The following is a 16,011-nucleotide window of genomic DNA, read 5'->3' as shown; positions in this document are numbered from 1 at the left end:
ATATGTATTATAGCTTGAATTTTTTCGCTAATCAAATGTTTCACCCTTTGTAACAAATATTTAATATACGCAACATTAAAAAGTTTTCTTAACGTCTTTTCTGACAATCTGCCTAATTTTATCAAAAAACAAAAAGACTCTTTATAAACTGCTGCAAAAAAGCAATTTACAAGAGTCTTTTAATGATTAATTACAAGGAATTATAAACATTAACGACATTTTCAACAGTGAAGCCAAATTCACTAAGCACTTTTTCACCAGGAGCAGAAGCACCAAAATGATTAATTGCAACTACTTTTCCGGCAAAACCAGTGTATCTTTCCCAACCAAACGGAGAAGCAGCTTCAATCGCCACACGATTTTGTACTGCTTGAGGTAAGACACTTTCTTTATATTCGACACTTTGAGCTTCAAATAAATCAAAACTTGGTAGTGATACAACCGAAACATCTTTCCCAGCCTTCTGCAATTCAGCTTGAGCTTTTACAGCTAAATCAACTTCTGAACCAGTTGCAATCAAGATACCTTCAGGTGTTTCACCTTGTTGCGGTGAAACAACATAGCCACCTTTAGCCACATTTTCATCTGCATTTTCTTTTGTACCAGGTAAAACAGGTAAGTTTTGGCGACTTAAAACTAAAACAGTTGGTTTATTTGTTGTTGTCATAGCAATTTTCCAAGCTGCTCTTGTTTCATTTCCGTCAGCCGGACGAATAACTTGAACATTTGGTATGCAACGCACACTTGCTAATTGTTCAATTGGTTCATGAGTTGGTCCATCTTCACCAACAGCCACTGAGTCATGGGTTAAAACATATACAACAGGTGCATTTTGAATCGCTGATAAACGCAATGCCGGACGTAAATAATCCGTAAAGACAAAGAATGTTCCACCATAGACACGGGTACCACCATGTAATTGGATACCGTTCATAGCAGCTGCCATAGCAAATTCTCTAACACCAAACCAGATATTCCGTCCTTCGTATTGACCCGGTTCAAAATCTTTTTCTGCAGCTACCATCGTATTATTCGAAGATGATAAGTCTGCCGAACCACCCCACAGACTTGGAACTGCTTTAGATAAGGCTTGAATCATTTCTTTACTTGATACACGACTTGCTTGAGCGGTGCCTTCTTCATAGACAGGTAATTTGTCATCCCAATCAGCTGGAAGTTCGCCGGCAAATGCTGCTTTAAATTGTGCCGCTAGTTCTGGATAGGCTTGGGTATATTCGGTGAAAACTTTATCCCAGGCATCTTCAGCTTTTTGTCCCCGATCGTTGATCGTTTCTTTAAAGCGTGCCGCTGCTTGTGCTGGCACGGTAAAATCTGGATATTCCCAACCATAAGCTTTCTTAGCCGCAGCAATTCCTTCTACTCCCAATGGGGCACCATGAACTTTATTCGTACCTTCATTTGGTGCACCAAAGCCAATAATTGTTTTCACTTCAATTAATGATGGTTGATCCACGTTTTCTTTTGCTTTTTCTATGGCTGCTGAAATTTCTGCTAAATCATTACCATCTTTAACTAAAATATGTTGCCAACCATAGGCTTCAAAGCGCTTGCCAACATTTTCTGTGAAGGCTTTTGAAGTTGGTCCATCTAAAGAAATATCATTTGAATCATACAAAACAACGAGTTTGCCTAATTTCATGTGACCAGCCATAGAGGCAGCTTCTTGTGAGACACCTTCCATTAAGTCGCCATCACCACAAAGTGCATACGTGTAATGATCAACAACATTGAAATTATCACGATTATAAGTCGCTGCTAAATGCGCTTCGCTCATTGCCATTCCGACTGCCATGGCAATCCCTTGACCTAAAGGACCAGTTGTTGCTTCTACACCATCAGTATGATTTACTTCTGGATGCCCAGGTGTTTTGCTATCCCATTGACGGAAATTTTTCAAATCATCAATTGTGACGTTATATCCTGCACAATGTAATAAACTGTAAAGTAAAGCCGACCCATGTCCGGCAGATAAAACAAAACGATCACGGTCTGCCCAGTTACGAGAAGTTGCTGGGTTAATTTTCAAATGTTTTGTCCAAAGAGCGTAAGCCATTGGCGCTGCCCCCATTGGTAAGCCTGGGTGACCAGAATTTGCGGATTGAATCGCTTCGATACTTAATGTACGTAAGGTGTTAACGCTCAATTCATCGATTTTATCAAACAATTGTGCTTCCTCCTATTTTTAGGTTTTTTTTACCTTTATTATTTACATCCCTATTGTATAGGATTATTACCGGAAAAGCAATTAAATATCAATCTCGATTGTGTAAACCTTTTTCTTTTTGAATTTGTTTTAATTTATCTGGCGTTACGTCGTTTCCTTTAGGATCAACAACCTTCATGCCTTCAATATGATGCCGCATACCGGAGCGGAAAGCTTTTAGATACTCTTCGCGTAAATTTTTTTGTTCCCGTGTTTCTGCATCAGTTAGACCAGCTTCTTTTTTCTTTTTTGCTAGCGCATTAATTCGTGCTAATTTTTCTTCTGATAGCATTTTAAAATCCCCTTTTTATTATGAACGTTAAATTCTTTGAGTGACGCATATCTTTCCTTATCTTAGCTAAAAAAAAGCCTGGTGACAACTACAAACTCAAAGCGAACATCTGTTTGATTTGTTTTATACTTTATGCTAAACTAAAATTATTAAAGAAAGAAGGTGCAGTATGGCTAAACGCACAGAAAATCGCCAAATTGAAATTTTAAAATTTATTCACGATCGCGTCTCGCAAAAAGGTTATCCTCCTACTGTGCGAGAAATTGGTGAAGCAGTCGCTTTGTCTTCCACATCAACTGTTCACGGTCATCTTTCCCGTTTAGAAAAGAAAGGCTTAATTTTACGTGATCCTACCAAACCACGGGCAATTGAATTAACCGAATTGGGTCTTGAAAAAATCGGCGCTCAGCCGGAGACAATTCCGATGCTTGGGGTTGTAACAGCCGGCGAACCAATTTTAGCAGTAGAAGAAGCATCGGATTTCTTTCCCATTCCACCCCATTTATTAAACGACAGTGGTTCTTTGTTCATGTTAACGATCCGCGGTGAAAGTATGATTAATGCTGGCATTTTGGATGGTGATCAAGTTATTGTTCGGAAACAAGCTGCCGCAAGTAATGGTGATATTGTGATTGCCATGACTGACGAAGACGAAGCTACTTGTAAAAGGTTTTTCAAAGAACGTGACTATATTAGACTCCAACCAGAAAATGATTATATGGAGCCTATCATTTTGCCAAATGTTAAAATTTTAGGTTTGGTAGTTGGACTTTATCGGGATTTACTCTAGAACGAATAATAAATCTTCGAATTTTTCGAGGATTTATTTTTTTACTTTACAAACCGAACATACTTTCGTATAATCAATATACAAACATTTGTTCGTATATTTTAATTGAGGTGAAAAGGATGAATACAATTCGCAATATTTCTTTAATCATTTTAGGTTTAATCGTCAGCTTTGTCATTAGTCATTATGGTGTTGCTCTAGCCGCTTTGATTTTTGTTCCCCCTTTTTTAGTCTGGTTTGCCTTATGGGACGAAAAAAAATATCGTCAAAGTATTCGTAAATTTTATCCTTACAATCAAAAACCACGGGATACCTATCATCAATACAAATAATTTTTAGTAATTATTACAATGGGTTACTTTGACCAATAATTTTTAAGGTTTGACAGATTAGTCTTGAGACTTTTGTGTCAAATCTTTTTTATTTGTTTTATACGTAGAGTATTACAATTGAGCTGCTATTCCAATCCATATTTACCCTAATGACTGCTACTATCTTTTTAAACTTTTATAATTCAAACGAAAATTTAAGCGCTTACTATTTTAAAGTCGGATTATTTCCCTTATTTAAAAAACGGCAGTATATTGGTTTTGAGGTAAAAATTTTCATTCTATTAAATAGTATTAAGGAGGAATTTTATTATGACAAGTTATGAACCTAGAAATCCCGAAAAAGATGAACTGCTTTCGCCCGAAAACAGCGTTTTTGTACTAATTGATTATCAGCCTACACAAGTAAACTCCATCAATTCAATGGATCGCCATGAATTAGTTGAAAGTATTGTAAATTTAACAGCTTTGATGCGGGCTTATAATGTCCCTACTATTGTTTCAACGGTCAACGTAGCAACCGGACGTAACAAAGATACTATTCCCCAATTAAAAGAACTAGTAGCTGATTTGCCAAGCTATGACAGAACCTCCATTAACGCATGGGAAGATCGCGAATTTAATGACGCCGTTAAAGCAACGGGTAAAAAGAAAATTATTATTGCCGCATTGTGGACAGAGGCTTGCTTAACTTTTCCAACCTTGGATGCTTTAAAAGAAGGCTATGAAGTCTATGCTGTCGCAGACGCAGTTGGTGGAACAAGCAAAATCGCCCACGAAATGGCACTTCATCGTGTTGAACAAGCTGGTGCTAAAATGACATCCTTTGCGCAACTTGCTTGCGAATTACAACGTGATTGGAATAGAAGCAATACTGCAGCAAAATTTGTGAAAGCCATGCAAGACAAAGGAATTTTCTTAAAATTAGAATAGTAAAAAAGGAGTAATTTTCATGTTAGATATTCAAGGTTCGCTAAAAAATTTGTCCTGGACAGTAGAACATCACTTTTTGCATATAAAAAATCAGCATCCTTTCATGCGTGCTTGGGCCGTTCAATTTGAATTAGCGTATACTGATTTTCGCGTGATTCAATTAGCGTTGCAATTAGCAGAAAATCAAATGGCGCTCTTAAAGACTTTTACAGCACAATATGATGCAGTCTATCAATATGAAATGGCTTTTGCCAGTGGTGGCTTAGAAGGTTTCAACGAAAAATTCACTTCTATCGCAGATTACGATAAAGCACAAAAAGCTTTACTTACCACCATTGATGAAATCATGCAACTTCAACCTGACGATGCCAATGATTTAATTTAGGAGCGATAAAAATGAAAGTAGTAAATGATATTGTCTATGATATGGGGAATGATTTAAAGTTGGATACCTATGCTCCAACTGGTGATTCCAAAGCGGTTTTACTCTTGATCCACGGGGGCGGTTGGTTTCGTGGCGATAAGGAAAAAGAAAATTTTCTGGCTGAAAAGTTTGTGGAAAATGGCTTTTTTGTAGTTGCTCCAAACTATCGCCTTGCACCTGCTCACCTTTATCCTAGCGCTTTAACGGATATTTTCAATGTCTATGCTTGGGTTAAAAACAATGCTGACTTAAAAAATAAGCTAGTTTTTGCTTTAGGTGCTTCAGCCGGTGGAAATTTGGCAATTGAACTGGCCTTACAAAAAGGAATTCCAGCTGCTTCTTGGTCAGGGATTATTGATTTATATGATTGGGTGACAAAACACCCCGAAGTGAAAGCAGTTATGAATAAAGAACAACACTTCGATGAACACGAGAGTCGCGAAATCGACCAAGATGGCAGTAATGATCAATTCTATAAATGGTTTATTTTAAACTATGTTAGAAATGATTTAAATTTGTTAAAAGCGGCTACGCCCTTAACACGAATTACAGCTAACAGCGGTCCTGTATTTTTAGCTAATTCGTTGCATGAACTCGTGCCGATCAGCGGTGTTTTAAAATTACAACAAGGACTCGCCACAGTTGGTGTGGAAAGTTGTGTTAAACTGATTGCTGGCACCATTCATGGTGAGGGGTACTGGGAGAAAACACTGAATCTTACATTAGCTTTTTTTAACGAGCAGCTAGGAGAATAAATAACTCTAAATTTTTACGACCTTAAAATATTGGGTAATACCAAATATTTTAAGGTCGTTTTATTTTAATTATTTGCGATAAAAGGTTTTTATATAGCAATATCTGCTTTATTACTATATTCCAAGGTTTAAGTTAAGAAACTGCTACCTACTTTTACTTTAAAATTGGCAGTTTCTATTTTTCATTAACCACATAGTCATACTTCTTTAAACGCTTGAATTTTTTGTCGTTCTATAAAGGTCTTCGTTTTGGTTAAAAAGAAGTATGTCTGGATGTATATAGGTTTATTTGGTAGTAATGCGCAAGCTTAGTAATGGCAGTTTAACCAGCCATAGATGATAAATACAAAATAACGAATAAAAATGCAATTTTTAGTCCAACATGAGGATAAAAGCACCTAAATATAACGGTATAAAAATTAGCTACCACCGTAAAAAATACAGGTCTCTAATTTGCCCACTCTTCCCTTCTTTTTCTTGCCCTCCTGCTAATAGCAGGAGGGCATTTAGAAAATACGTAACAAAGCAAGCGCCAAAACTGTTTCTTGTATTTTGAAAAATCCCTCGTAAATTTTTAATCGTAAAAAAAATCGTACCATCTTAACCAGAGAGTACGACTTTTTCTTATTTGTTATAAATTTTTGGACCTTTACGCATATTTTTGCGATCATTTTTTGGTGCTTGCATTTCTTTTACACGGCCGCCGCCTTGTTTTTTCTTAATTAATTCCATCATTTTTTCTTTTGTATTCATGATTTTCTCCTCAATTTGCCTTTAACAATCATTAATTTCAGGCGCAGACTTTGTTAGGCTACCAACTTCAAATCAAGCTGTTTAGCCTGCGACTTTTGATTATACAAGATGCAACTCTTGAAAGCAAATACTGCATTTTTATGAGAAGGTTAACTTTTCCATCCGGTCAAAGGCTGATTTTAAAATAGATACCGGTTGATTTGCGGCAATTCGAACCTGGTCTTTGCCAGTTGTTTCACCAAAAGCGACCCCTGGTACCAATAAAACATGACATTCTGCTAATACTTTTTTAACAAAAGTTAAAGAGTCCAAATTAGTTTTAGAGATATCTAAATAAGCATACAAACTTCCTGCAACTTCCTCCATGCTAAGAAAATTAATTTTGGCGACCCGTTTTTCAATATAGCGCAACCGATCGTAAACAAGACTGGCAACTTCGCTAAAGAGCTCTTCCCAATTATCTAAAGCAAAAACACCGGCTGCTTGTGAAATGGAAGGTGCTGTAAAAGTTACGAATTCACTGACATTTCGGCAGGCATCAATAATCTGCTCTGGGGCAATCATAAAACCAATTCGCCACCCCGTCATTGCAAAAGTTTTAGAAAAACTGTTAAAGGTTATAGTATTTTGCGGTGCGTAACTCATCATTGGGGTGAAATTTTCATTAAAACAATAAGCTTCATAAACCTCATCTGAAAAAATATACAAGTTATTTGCAATTGCTAGATCAGCAATTTTTTGCATTGTTTCTTTTGTAAAAACTGCTCCCGTTGGATTATTAGGGGAGTTAATAATAATAATTTTCGTTTTATCGGTGATCTTTTCTGCTAATTTTTCAACATCTAATTGATAGTTTTCTGCTGGATTGGTTGCTACAAATACCGGTATACCTTGACAAGCAAGGACTTGCTCTTTATAAGGGGTAAAGTAAGGTTCATGAATAATCACCTCATCACCTTTATCAACTAAGGCCATTAAGGCTAAATACATACCATGCATCGCACCCACTGTTGCCCGTACTTCATTTTCACTAATTGTCATGTGATAACGTTTTTTGTAATAGCGACAAACAGCACCGAGAAATGTCTTCGTCCCATCTGGCGCTGTATATTTTGTTTCACCATTTTTGGCAGTAGCAAAAGCTGCCGCGATGATTGACTCATTCGTGGTTACATCTAGATCACCAATCGAAAGATCAATTAAATCTGGCGTATCTTTTGCCAAAACAGCAATTTCCATTAGCAAACTATTTTGTTGCTGATATTTTTGATTGATTTGCATTCTATTGGTCAAACTAATCCCTCCTCGCCCATTTTATCTCGTAGTAATTATTTTCTTATTTTAAACAGTAGACCGTAGTTTGCAATCAATTCAAACTCTGATTGAAATCCAAGCTTGTTGCAGACAGTTTTGATGCGATAACGGACTGTATTGGGATGAATAAATAGCGTGTCGGCTGTTTTTTGAATATCACCATTTGCGGCAAAAAAAATGAGTACAGTTTGAAATACCTCTATCCCAAAATCTGCTTGTAGTTCAGCCATTAATTTGTCAACAAGCTTTGTAATACCAGTATTTAGTTTCATTTTGCCAATCAAAGCTAAAATACCTAAATCATCGTAGTGAAAAATTTTGCCAAATTGATTATTAGCTTCTAAAGCCAACAAGGATTCTTCAAATAATTGTGCTAAATCTTTGTTTTGTTCTTGGTTGCTGCTACAGCCGCCGATAAGATTGGACTTAAAACCAGGCGGAAAAGTTAGCTCCAAGGTTGTTAGAACAAAAAGTTTATTTTTCCACCGCGTTAAAAATGCAGCTTGGGGAATATCACGTTTAAATTGATCATACTCCCGTAAAGAAAAGACGGCTTGATCTTGTTTTTCAATCAAATATGCTCGACTCTGAGGCTTTAAAACAAGGGATAGCTGTTGATATAAAGACGCAAAATTGTGTTCATCACCATTTAATAACTGTTGAAAACTATGTTCTAAATAATTTAAATAATCCGCTTGATGAATACTGTTTTTAATTTTAAAAATCAAATTTTCTAAGTAATCCGCTTCTTCCGTCAATAAAAACAAGGGGAAATTTTTTTCGTTGCAATAATTAAGGACCGCTAGGGGAATATCCTTAAAGTAAACATTTTGAATGGCTAAAGAACTCACTTTATCTTGTAATAATTGTTGAATGGTTGGTAACAGTTGCTCTGGATTGTCTTTCATGAACAACAGGCTGGATACAACAATGGAACAAGGTTCAAAATACGGCTGTTCCTTATTTTTCATTAAATCAAATTCGTGATCTAAAATCCCCACATCCATTATCGGATTCTTCAGCCCATTAAAACCAGCACACAAAACAAATCCCTTTGGATCAATAGTGTCCAATAGACCTGTGACAGTCAAACCCATCTTTACACCTCCATCATAAATGAAAAACACGCAAGCATTTTTATTATCTCTACAAAAAATATATCTTAATTTTGGAAATATTACAAAAAAACCTCTTACATTTATCGCTTACAATAAAAGAAGTAAAGGAGTTGTTTCCATGAATAAAGTTACAGTTTTAAATGAAAATGATTTACGAAAAATTTTAACAATGGAAGAAACTATCGCCGCAGTTGAAGAGGCCTATAAACAAAAAGAGTTAAACAAAGCCTTCGTGCTTCCGATGATATTCCATGAATTTGAAGCTGGTGTTGCGGATATGGATATCAAAGCTGGTGTTATGCCTGAACTTGAGCGTTACGGTTTAAAAGTCGTCTCTTGGTTTAAAGATAATCCCGCCAAAAACTTACCGGCTTTATTTGGTACTACCCTCTTATTTGATAGTAAAACAGGAGCACCTTGCAGCTTGTTGGATGCTGAATATATCACGGGCATGCGCACCGGTGCCGCAGGAGCCATTGGTGCAAAATATTTAGCTAAAAAAATGGCCAAAACATTGCTAATTATTGGTTCGGGCCAACAAGCCTTTTTTCAGATTGCTGCATATTTGACGGTTTTTGACAGTATATCGGATATTTTTATTTTTGATCCCTTAGATGCAAACAAAGCAAATGCGTTTGTAACAAATTTGGCGACACCTTTAGAAAGTTTGTTAGCCAAAAATCCAACCAAAAAAGTTTCGCTAAAAAATACGAATGTTAGCGCTGTGACAGATCTTGCGCAAACATTAGAAAAATCAGATTTAGTGGCAACGGTAACCCCTGCCACTACGCCAATTATAAAGGCAAAATGGGTAAAAAAAGGAACACACTTTAGTTGTATTGGCGCTGACATCAGCGGTAAAGAAGAAATTGATCCGCAGATTTTTAAAGATGCTATCATCATCGTTGATGATTTACAACAAGCAATAACTGTTGGTGAAACTGAACGTCCGATCAAAGAAGGAGTTATAAAAAAAGCTGACATTAGCGGTGAAATTGGCGCCCTTATTACAGGAAAAGTTGCAGGTCGTACTACAGATGATGCCATTACGATTTTTGATTCGACAGGAATTGCACTCCAAGATCTAGCTGTTTCAAATTTAGCATTAAAAATAGCTACTAAAGAAAATATTGGCCAAACTGTCTTTTTATAGTTTTTTTTACAAACACGCGGGAACTGCCCTAAATTAAGGAGGAAAAAAATGAATATCAAACCCTTTAAAGTAGAAATGTGGATGAACGAACACGAAGACAAAGCTATTTACAACACTGGTGAAACCTGTGTCGACTCAATTAGTGTCAATGATTTATTCGAATTAGCTGGACTGGATAAAGAAAAAACTTTAAATGATCTTTTAAAAAAACGTCTCACCTATGGTCATATTTTTGGCAATCCAACTTTTAAACAGGGAATCACGAAGCTCTATCAAAATATTACGCCAGATCAAGTTGTTACCACCCATGGTGCAATCGGTGCAAATCATCTTGTCTTATATTCTTTAGTAAATCCCGAAGATGAAGTTGTGGCTATCCTCCCTACCTATCAGCAATTATATTCAATACCGGAATCATTTGGTGCCACGGTTAAAATGTATGCACTAAAAAAAGAAAATAACTTTTTACCAGACTTAGCGGAAGTAAAAAAATTAGTTTCGGATAAAACTAAAGTTATCGTTATTAACAATCCCAACAATCCATCAGGTGCTTTAATGTCAGCAGATATTTTAAATGGCATCGTTGCTCTTGCCAAAGAAGTTGACGCCTACATTTTATGTGATGAGACATACCGCGGCTTGACACAAACTGATGAAGTGAGTCCTTCTATTGTTGATTTATACGAAAAAGGAATTAGCACAAGTAGCATGTCAAAAGTTTGGTCATTGGCCGGCTTGCGACTGGGTTGGATTGCAACCAGAGATTCTGCTGCTATGGATACCTGTTTAATACATCGCGATCATAATACGATTAGTTGTGGCCTGCTAGATGAAGAACTGGCAGCCATTGCACTCACCCATCAAACAGAAATTATGGCCCGCAACTTAACTTTAGTACGTAAAAATTTGCAGATTTTAGACACATGGGTACAAAACGAACCCCATATCCACTACGTGAAACCACAAGCAGGGACGATCACTTTACTGTACTATGATTTTGACATGACAAGTTATGATTTGTGCTTGGATTTAATTGACAATCACGGTATTTTATTCACACCCGGTGAGTGCTTTGAGTTTGAAAAATGCGTGCGAATTGGCTATGCTTGTAAAACTGATGATTTAAAGACTGGACTTGCAAAATTTTCAGAATATCTTCGTCAATTTGATTAATACTTTAACTTAATACACCTTTATAAATAAAGAGCAGGGATAAGAGGGCTTTAGTGAAGTCTTATTATCCCTACTCTTTATTTTATTGTCTAATTTTTAACATAATGACAACCTTTGTGCTATGATAACCTGCGGGAGTGTGGAAGATGAAAAAAATGCTAACAATATTACTAATTCTATTTGGATTTGTCCTTACTGGGTGTCACACCTCAACTGAGGCAAATCAATTTGAGCCAAAAAATAATACGTTTTGGATTGCCACGGATATTCATTTTATTGCCCCGTCTCTTCACGATGATGGCAAAGAATTTCAATTTATCAAAGGAACTGCTGCCGGAAAAGATTTGGATTATCAAGAAGAATCTTTAACAGCTTTTGTGGCTAAAGCAAAAAAAGTAAAGCCTGCGGCAATTATTTTGACAGGTGACTTAACCTTAAATGGTGAAAAACAAAGTGCCAAAGAAATGGCTGAAATTTTAGCTCCTGTAAAAAAGACTGGTACAAAGATACTTGCGATTCCTGGGAACCACGATATTTTTGATGGTTGGGCTCGCAAATACCAGGGTGATACCAAAGAGCGTATTGCCCAAATCTCACCTACTGACTTTAAAGAATTTTTCCCCGATGGGTATAAACTTGCGACTAGTACAGATAGCGCGTCATTAAGTTATGCAATTAAAATCGACAAAAAATATGACTTTATTTTCTTAGATACAAATGAATACCCCATTCAAACCAGTCGTGCGCAACCCCATACAGGTGGCCAAGTAAAAGATGAAACTTTAAATTGGCTTGAAAAAAGATTGCAAATTGCTGAAAGTAAAAACAAAGTTCCGATTCTCTTTATGCATCATAATCTTTTTATTCATAACCCTCTTGTTTACAAAGGTTATGTCTTGTCAAACGCTCAAACTCTTAAAAGTCTTTTAGCAAAATATCAGGTGCCTGTAGTTTTTTCCGGTCATATTCATGCTCAAGATATTATGAAAGATCCTACTGGAAAAACTGACATTACTGAAGTTGTTACCAGCTCCTTTGCGATTGCCGATCATGCTTATGGTGAATTAAAGCTTACCCCAGGCAAAATTTCCTATCACAGACAAACAGTTGACGTAGACGCTTGGGCTAAAGAAAATAAAATGACGGCTAAAAATCTAAGTCAACATAATGCATATTTAAAAGAACTTTTCTTCAAAGATGGGCAAAGATTAGCTTATCAACAGCTTTTAGATCAAAATGTGCGGGATGAAAATATTTTAGCGCCCGCAGCTAAATTAGTTGGTGAAGTAAATTACAATTATTTTACTGGACAAGATGACTATTCATCAAAGAGAAGAGAGCAAATAAAGCAGTCTTTTGCTTATAAAGAACTTGGCAAATATTCTCCCTTTTTACAAAAATACATTGATTCGGCCATTAACGATACCAATTTAGCTGATCAAAAATTAGTCATTAAACCATAAGCAAAAAAACTTCAGGAAGTGTCACCAAGACGGTTTCCTGAAGTTTTTGTTTGTAAAACCAACCTAAAGTCCTTCATTATTAAACACTACCGTTAAAATTGAATTGTTTCAATTAGGTTAGTTACTATCTTTATTCTTACTACTCTTATATGATTAGAAGTTTATTCATAACGCAATGCGTCAATTGGGTCCAACCGAGCAGCGCGATTTGCAGGGAATGTTCCTGCTAAAAAGGCAATTAACATAATGATTACCATAATCATGGCAACCGATGAGAAATTAAACTGCAATAGGTTAAAGCCATCTAATCCTTGTAAGAAAGAATCGGTTGCTACTTTATTTACGACTTTTGCAGCTCCCATTGCAACAGCAACACCTAATGCTGATCCCCAAAAACCAATTAAAATCGCTTCAATACTAAAGGCTAAGAAAACTTTTCCTCGCCCCATTCCCATTGCTTTCATTAAACCAATTTCTCGCGTGCGTTCTTGTACTGACATATACAACGTGTTAATGATCCCAAAACTGGCTGCCAATAATGCAATAGCACCAAACAATGTTAATACACCTGTGATTGCATCGACGGTTGAATGAATCATCCCCACCTGATCAGCAAAGGTACTCGCCCCATACCCGTGTTTACTCAATTTTTCTTTTAATTTTGTAATATTATTTTCTGTTGGATTTTTGACAGTTGCCAAAATAGCGTAATATTGATTTTGCATCCCCTTAGGCAACCCAGCCTTATTGATGGCAATTAATTTTTCAGCCAAAGCTTTACTAACGACAGAATCACCATTATTTACAATACTTGGATTGCGCACGCCGACAACAGTTGCCACCACTTCTGATTGCGCTTTTGTCGCTTGTGACGAGGCCGCTATTCTAATTTTTTTTCCTAGCGCATCTTGTGCATTAGCAAAACCTAAACTCTTGACATAATTTGCAGCTAATGCAATTTCATAGGCATCGCCTTTTTGACTCACTTGTTTACCAGCTTTTAAGTCAACATCAATGCCATCTGTACTTGATGCAGATAAAACAAACTTTTTATTATTTTTTCCGACAATATAGTCTGGACTAAAAGATTCGGCTGGTTTTACATCTGTTAAGCCAGCAATTTTTGTAATTTTTGTGATATCTTTTTCGTCCAATAAATAAGAGTCCTCGGCATTGCCTTGTTCTTCCGTGTATTCTTTTGGTTCATCACTGGCTTTGTTTGGGTCATCACTAACAGCTTTGTTTATCATTAATAAATCATCACGACCAACATTTTTTACTTGTTTATCGACATAGTCGTTAACCCCAGCTTTAATACCCAACGTCATCGAAATAGTAAATGCGCCGATAAAAATCGCTAAAATAGTTAAAATGGTTCGCCCTTTATTCCGCCATAAATTTGCACTGGCAGAAGTTATTGTATCCCATAAATTCATGAACGTTCCTCCTTAACAATAAAGCCATCTTTAATGTGAATTTGCCGATCACACCGGGCAGCAAGATCAGGATCATGGGTAACGACAATTAAGGTGATACCCTTTTGGCGATTTAAACGAAAAAGTAATTCTTCCACTTTTTCACCAGTGGCAGAGTCTAAATTTCCTGTAGGTTCATCAGCAAAAATAATTTCTGGATCGTTGACTAAAGCACGGGCAATACATACGCGCTGTTTTTGGCCACCTGATAAATTATTGGCCTTGTTTTGCGCTTTATCTGCTAAATCCACTGCAGCTAAAGCCGCCATCGCTTTTTCCTTACGTTCTTTACCTGTAATACCGGCAATTTTTAACGGCAAAATAACATTATCTAAAACACTGTCTTTGGCATTCAAAAAGAATTGTTGAAAAACAAAGCCAAAGGTTTGATTGCGTAATTTATTCAACTCTTTCTTTTTAATACCATTTGTTTCTTGACCAACTATTTTGACTTGACCTGTTGTTGGCTTATCTAACAAGGCCAAAATATGCATCAATGTCGATTTACCAGAGCCACTTTTCCCGACAATCGCCACCGATTCTCCTTTTTCAATTTTCAAACTGATTTCTTTTAATGCCGTGAATGCGGTGTTTCCTGAACCATATGTTTTCCCTACACTTAATGTTTCAATTACTTCCATTTTACGCCTCCTTATGAGCCTTCAAAAAAATAACCAATAAGATAACAGTCATTTTCTTCACTTATTCAGTCTACCGCTACTGCAAATGATAAAAATCAGACCTAAGGTGTATTTTTTTATCGTCTTTTAGTCCGTTGTTGCCTGCAGAATCCTTCATTTCAAAAAAATAGCAGTGAAATAAGACGTAGGTTCTTTCAAACGTTAGATTTTTAGTCCAGCTTCAAAGAATCTATCGGCATCAAATTTCTCTGCTATTTGTTATGCTTAGATTTAATTATTATTTGTAAAAAAGTTAATTCAAAGCACCTAGTAAGAGCTGTTTAGGCAATAGGGAGCTTTAACAAACCGCAAAATACATATTTTAATTGATCCACTCCATTATAAAATCAGCTAAGGCAGAAGTATCTTTTTTACATTATTCAGCTTCTTCAATATCTTTTGTTATATCGGCTAATTTTATTTCATTTGCTAAATATTCCGGACTTTCTGTCGGAAAATGTTGTCGAAATTCCGCTAATTCCATTACGTCTACTTGTCCTTTTGTCAACTTGAAATCCAAGACATGACCGCCGAATTTATGGTCATCACTAATAAAATGTAAATGAAAACCTGCTGCAGCCGCCCCGTGAAATAGCTTGGGCGTAAAAAAACCCACGATTGTCCCAGAAATTTCAGCGGCTGAAAATTCGGGTTGGTTGCGTGCAATTTCGACAAATCTTGGATAGGGTTTAACTTGTTTAGGTGCTATCCGTACATGCATATGCTTAAATGTTCCCGCAACTTTGATAGCCGCAAATAGATTATGGCTAATTTTATTTAAAATTTCTGCTTTTAATTCATCATCTGTTATAGCAGAGCTTGGAAATTGAAGATCGGATTCAAAATGAGTAACCGCTGCATAAGGCGTCAGTTCTTCTCCGCTTAGTTGATGAATGGCCCCTGTCTGGTCAGCATGATAGATTACACCGTCTAAGAAAATGACTTCACCATTGGAACCTTCCAATGTCCCTAACCCAAAATCACCATAGTTAGACAACGTGCCAATTTTCTCTGTTCCCTCCATTAAATCTTGCATCAAACCGCCTAAAGTTCCATGTTGATAAATATAATTTTTAGTTTTCACTAACATATCAAATCTCCTCTTATTTCAAACTTAACAAAGAAAATAAACCTT

16 protein-coding genes are annotated in these 16,011 nt (G+C 36.4%); 8 read left to right on the top strand and 8 right to left on the bottom strand.

Translation table 11 applies throughout. From position 1 onward, the window contains the following. Window positions 1-190: 190 nt before the first annotated feature. Together tkt and JZO76_RS03410 are read right to left on the bottom strand one after the other, a co-directional pair. Complete coding sequence (tkt, locus tag JZO76_RS03415; RefSeq protein WP_206902777.1) at window positions 191-2,185, bottom strand: transketolase; 1,995 nt, start codon at window positions 2,183-2,185, stop codon at window positions 191-193. A gap of 88 nt (window positions 2,186-2,273) precedes the next feature. Then, entirely contained in the window at window positions 2,274-2,516 is a 243-nt protein-coding gene (locus JZO76_RS03410; protein WP_206902776.1) for a DUF896 family protein, read from the bottom strand. A 169-nt stretch (window positions 2,517-2,685) separates the two neighbouring features. Here JZO76_RS03410 and lexA point away from each other — a divergent pair, with 169 nt between their 5' ends. The 5 genes from lexA (at window position 2,686) to JZO76_RS03385 (ending at window position 5,747) form a co-directional block, all read left to right on the top strand. Then, window positions 2,686-3,306: a transcriptional repressor LexA gene (lexA, locus tag JZO76_RS03405; RefSeq protein WP_206902775.1), complete on the top strand. Its 621-nt coding sequence runs from the start codon at window positions 2,686-2,688 to the stop codon at window positions 3,304-3,306. Between the two features lie 119 nt (window positions 3,307-3,425). Continuing rightward, window positions 3,426-3,638, top strand: a complete 213-nt coding sequence (locus JZO76_RS03400; protein WP_206902774.1) for a hypothetical protein — start codon at window positions 3,426-3,428, stop codon at window positions 3,636-3,638. A gap of 309 nt (window positions 3,639-3,947) precedes the next feature. Then, window positions 3,948-4,568, top strand: coding sequence for a hydrolase (locus tag JZO76_RS03395; protein WP_206902773.1), 621 nt, complete (start codon window positions 3,948-3,950; stop codon window positions 4,566-4,568). Window positions 4,569-4,587: 19 nt separating this feature from the next. Next, window positions 4,588-4,953, top strand: a complete 366-nt coding sequence (locus JZO76_RS03390; RefSeq protein ID WP_206902772.1) for a hypothetical protein — start codon at window positions 4,588-4,590, stop codon at window positions 4,951-4,953. A gap of 11 nt (window positions 4,954-4,964) precedes the next feature. Continuing rightward, entirely contained in the window at window positions 4,965-5,747 is a 783-nt protein-coding gene (locus JZO76_RS03385) for an alpha/beta hydrolase (protein ID WP_206902771.1), read from the top strand. Between the two features lie 624 nt (window positions 5,748-6,371). Here the strand turns inward: JZO76_RS03385 and JZO76_RS14195 are convergent. From JZO76_RS14195 to JZO76_RS03375, 3 genes are all read right to left on the bottom strand, one after another. Beyond that, window positions 6,372-6,500 (bottom strand): hypothetical protein, encoded by a 129-nt coding sequence (locus JZO76_RS14195; protein WP_277988635.1) that lies wholly within the window; start codon window positions 6,498-6,500, stop codon window positions 6,372-6,374. Between the two features lie 138 nt (window positions 6,501-6,638). Next, window positions 6,639-7,781, bottom strand: coding sequence for an aminotransferase class I/II-fold pyridoxal phosphate-dependent enzyme (locus tag JZO76_RS03380; protein WP_206902879.1), 1,143 nt, complete (start codon window positions 7,779-7,781; stop codon window positions 6,639-6,641). A gap of 47 nt (window positions 7,782-7,828) precedes the next feature. Next, the gene (locus JZO76_RS03375; protein WP_206902770.1) at window positions 7,829-8,911 is read right to left on the bottom strand and encodes a helix-turn-helix domain-containing protein; all 1,083 of its coding nucleotides are present in this window, start codon (window positions 8,909-8,911) and stop codon (window positions 7,829-7,831) included. A gap of 139 nt (window positions 8,912-9,050) precedes the next feature. Here JZO76_RS03375 and JZO76_RS03370 point away from each other — a divergent pair, with 139 nt between their 5' ends. From JZO76_RS03370 to JZO76_RS03360, 3 genes are all read left to right on the top strand, one after another. Further along, window positions 9,051-10,085: an ornithine cyclodeaminase family protein gene (locus tag JZO76_RS03370; protein WP_206902769.1), complete on the top strand. Its 1,035-nt coding sequence runs from the start codon at window positions 9,051-9,053 to the stop codon at window positions 10,083-10,085. Window positions 10,086-10,133: 48 nt separating this feature from the next. Continuing rightward, window positions 10,134-11,258: an aminotransferase gene (locus JZO76_RS03365; protein ID WP_206902768.1), complete on the top strand. Its 1,125-nt coding sequence runs from the start codon at window positions 10,134-10,136 to the stop codon at window positions 11,256-11,258. A gap of 146 nt (window positions 11,259-11,404) precedes the next feature. Next, window positions 11,405-12,721, top strand: coding sequence for a metallophosphoesterase (locus JZO76_RS03360; protein WP_206902767.1), 1,317 nt, complete (start codon window positions 11,405-11,407; stop codon window positions 12,719-12,721). 161 nt (window positions 12,722-12,882) lie between these two features. Here JZO76_RS03360 and JZO76_RS03355 read toward each other — a convergent pair whose 3' ends face one another. From JZO76_RS03355 to budA, 3 genes are all read right to left on the bottom strand, one after another. Then, window positions 12,883-14,157 (bottom strand): ABC transporter permease, encoded by a 1,275-nt coding sequence (locus JZO76_RS03355; RefSeq protein WP_206902766.1) that lies wholly within the window; start codon window positions 14,155-14,157, stop codon window positions 12,883-12,885. Next, window positions 14,154-14,837, bottom strand: coding sequence for an ABC transporter ATP-binding protein (locus JZO76_RS03350; protein ID WP_206902765.1), 684 nt, complete (start codon window positions 14,835-14,837; stop codon window positions 14,154-14,156). The genes JZO76_RS03355 and JZO76_RS03350 overlap by 4 nt, the downstream gene beginning before the upstream one ends. A gap of 415 nt (window positions 14,838-15,252) precedes the next feature. After that, window positions 15,253-15,966, bottom strand: coding sequence for an acetolactate decarboxylase (budA, locus tag JZO76_RS03345; protein ID WP_206902764.1), 714 nt, complete (start codon window positions 15,964-15,966; stop codon window positions 15,253-15,255). Between the last annotated feature and the right edge of the window lie 45 nt (window positions 15,967-16,011).

It is taken from the genome of Candidatus Enterococcus myersii (genome assembly GCF_017316025.1).
Lineage (GTDB): Bacteria > Bacillota > Bacilli > Lactobacillales > Enterococcaceae > Enterococcus_C > Enterococcus_C montenegrensis.
This window is presented reverse-complemented; position numbering and strand designations above follow the sequence as displayed.